The sequence below is a fragment of the Halalkalibacter hemicellulosilyticusJCM 9152 genome, from assembly GCF_000513115.1.
Classification (GTDB): Bacteria; Bacillota; Bacilli; order Bacillales; family Bacillaceae_D; genus Halalkalibacter; species Halalkalibacter hemicellulosilyticus.
In genome coordinates, this window is the sequence record NZ_BAUU01000080.1 from 1 (window position 1) to 2,576 (window position 2,576).

Below are 2,576 nucleotides of genomic sequence, written 5' to 3' on the forward strand. Positions count from 1 at the left end.
TGTATTTGATAATCTAAAATTGAGCCACTTTTAGAAGAAATGATCACATAAAAATGAGCCACCTGATTTCCAATTTTACTAACCTCTCTTATGATTGAAAGTGACGAAACTACCAATCAACAGAGAGAGGAAATAAAGGATGATCAAAATGGCTCAATTCTATGATATCAAATTCTTACATGACGTAGAAGGGTTATCACAAAGGCAAATAGCCAAGAAACTTGGCATTTCAAGAAATACTGTAAGCAAGTATTTCAAGCAACAAGAACCGCCGACTACAATACAAAGGCAAAAAATCTATAGTGGATCAAAAGAGTATTCTGATGAAACAAAACGAGTATTACCAATCATTGATCAATGGCTTGAAGATGATCTAAAACGCTGGGGTAAACAGAGACATACCGCTGCTAACATCTATAAAAGATTAGTAGAAGAATATGACTTTAAAGGGTCTGAATCCAATACAAGAAAATTAGTAAGAAAGCGCAAGAAAAAGCTACAGGAGGTCTTTATCCCCCTTGATTTTCAATTCGGCCACCAATTCCAGTTCGACTGGGGAGAGGCGGATATTATTCTACAGGGTCGAAAACAACGAATTTACCTCTTTTGTGTTCAACTTGCGGCAAGTCGTGTGCGATTTGTGCGAGCTTACCTTCACGAAAAACAAGAGGCTTTCTTAGATGGCTTTGTTCATGCGTTTGAATTCTTTGGTGGAGTTCCGACAGAAGGACTATTTGATAACTTGAAAACAGCTGTTCAAAAAATCCTAAAAGGGAGAGATCGCTTAGAGCAGGAATCATTTCTAGCATTACAAGCACACTATTTGTTTAAGGCTGAGTTTTGTAATGTTCGTTCTGGAAACGAAAAAGGACGTGTTGAAGGGACCGTTGGATATGTAAGGAGAAATGCCTTTGTACCAGAACCTGCGGTTCAATCATTGGATGAATTAAACGACTATCTTTTAGAGTGGTGTTTAAAAGAAAGTGAACGAAGAACCGTTCCTTATAAAAAAGAAACAGTTGCCGAGATGTGGGCAAAAGAAAAAGAGTATTTTCACCCACTTCCCGACCAACGTTTTGAAGCTTGTAAACTCGTTTCTTGCCAGGTTAATAAAACCTCTTTGATTACAATTGAAACAAATCAGTATTCCGTCCCTTGTAGCTATGTAGGCCAAGCTGTATGGGCAAAAATTTTTGTGGATCGTGTAATCGTTGTGGCTCAAAATCAAGTGATCGCTCAACACATTCGATCTAATGAACGAAATCAAATGATCACTGTACTTGATCACTATCTTGAAGCACTACTAAAAAAACCACGTGCTGTACGTGATGCACACGCTTTTCAGTCATCTGACATTCCAGAAGTGTTCAGACGTTTTCATCGAAAAATGAGAGAGCACGAGGGAGCCATAGGGGATCGCAAGTTTATTCGACTCCTGCTTCTGCACCGTGAGATTGGTATGGATAAGTTGACACAAGCACTGTACGAGGCCGAACAAGAAAAAGTTTATCGTTACGACCTCGTACACGAAATTATTCAACGTCTAACCAATAACCATTTGAAAACTCATACGCTCTCTAGAGAGAAAACGCCTACGAGTCTATTAGACTTTAAAGTTAAAAAGTCAAACGTTACTCAATATGAACAACTAACTGGAGGTCAGATAAAGTGAATACAGAAATTATACTCGATCATATTGTAAAACAGTTGAGGATGCCCACGATAGGTAGACAGTACCGCTCTCTCGCAAGAGAAGCTGAAGAAAGAAACCTAAGTTATGAGGAATACTTATTGGCATTACTAGAAGGTGAGTTACAAACAAGAGAAGAAAATCAAAAACAGAGACGACTAAAGCAAGCATCCTTCCCCGTTCAGAAAACATTAGACACCTATGATTTTAGCTTAATGCCAAGTTTGAATCGAAATCGTTTTATTACGTTAGCCAAGGGAGAATTCGTAGGGAAAAATGAGAATCTTATTTTTCTAGGGAACAGTGGAACTGGGAAGACTCATCTGGCCATAGCACTTGGGGTAGAAATGATCCAAAACGGCTATAAAACTAAGTTTATTACTGCATCTGATTTAGTGGAAGAATTATTAATGGCAAATGAGGAGCATAAGCTAGGAGCATTTGAAAAAAAGTGGCTTAAATTTGATGTGATAATTGTCGATGAATTAGGCTACGTTCCTTTCTCCAAAACTGGAGCAGAGTTATTATTTCAGTTCTTTTCAAGTCGGTACGAACGTGCCAGTGTGATTATTACAACTAACCTGGAATTCTCCGAATGGACCAACCTTTTCGGTGATGAAAAAATGACCGCAGCTTTACTGGATCGGCTCACGCACCGATCACACATCCACCTACTTAACGGAGAATCATATCGTTTCCGTCAGAGTATGAAAAATAAAGAAAGGTTCGAAGGATAATCGAACGCGCGACGTGTTTTGGTGTCTTGCCCCTCCCCGGGGCAAGACACCAAAACACCTAATCTGTCCCATTTATGGGAGTAGACAATTAGTAAGTGGCTCACTTTTGAAGTGATCGCTCTGGCTCAATTTCATGTTGACAAAAACAA

2 protein-coding genes are annotated in these 2,576 nt (G+C 39.1%); both read left to right on the forward strand.

What is annotated here, in order from left to right:
- Positions 1-148: 148 nt before the first annotated feature.
- Positions 149-1,672 carry an IS21 family transposase gene (gene istA / locus JCM9152_RS20875; protein WP_235715790.1) on the forward strand — a complete coding sequence of 508 codons (1,524 nt, stop codon included), beginning with the start codon at positions 149-151 and terminating at the stop codon, positions 1,670-1,672.
- Positions 1,669-2,427, forward strand: a complete 759-nt coding sequence (istB, locus tag JCM9152_RS20880) for an IS21-like element helper ATPase IstB (protein WP_035347734.1) — start codon at positions 1,669-1,671, stop codon at positions 2,425-2,427. The genes istA and istB overlap by 4 nt, the downstream gene beginning before the upstream one ends.
- Positions 2,428-2,576: the final 149 nt, after the last annotated feature.

Bases quoted from the DNA above. Each gene is read 5' to 3' on its own strand.
- istA (WP_235715790.1), top strand. From the start codon at position 149: ATGGCTCAATTCTATGATATCAAATTCTTACATGACGTAGAAGGGTTA.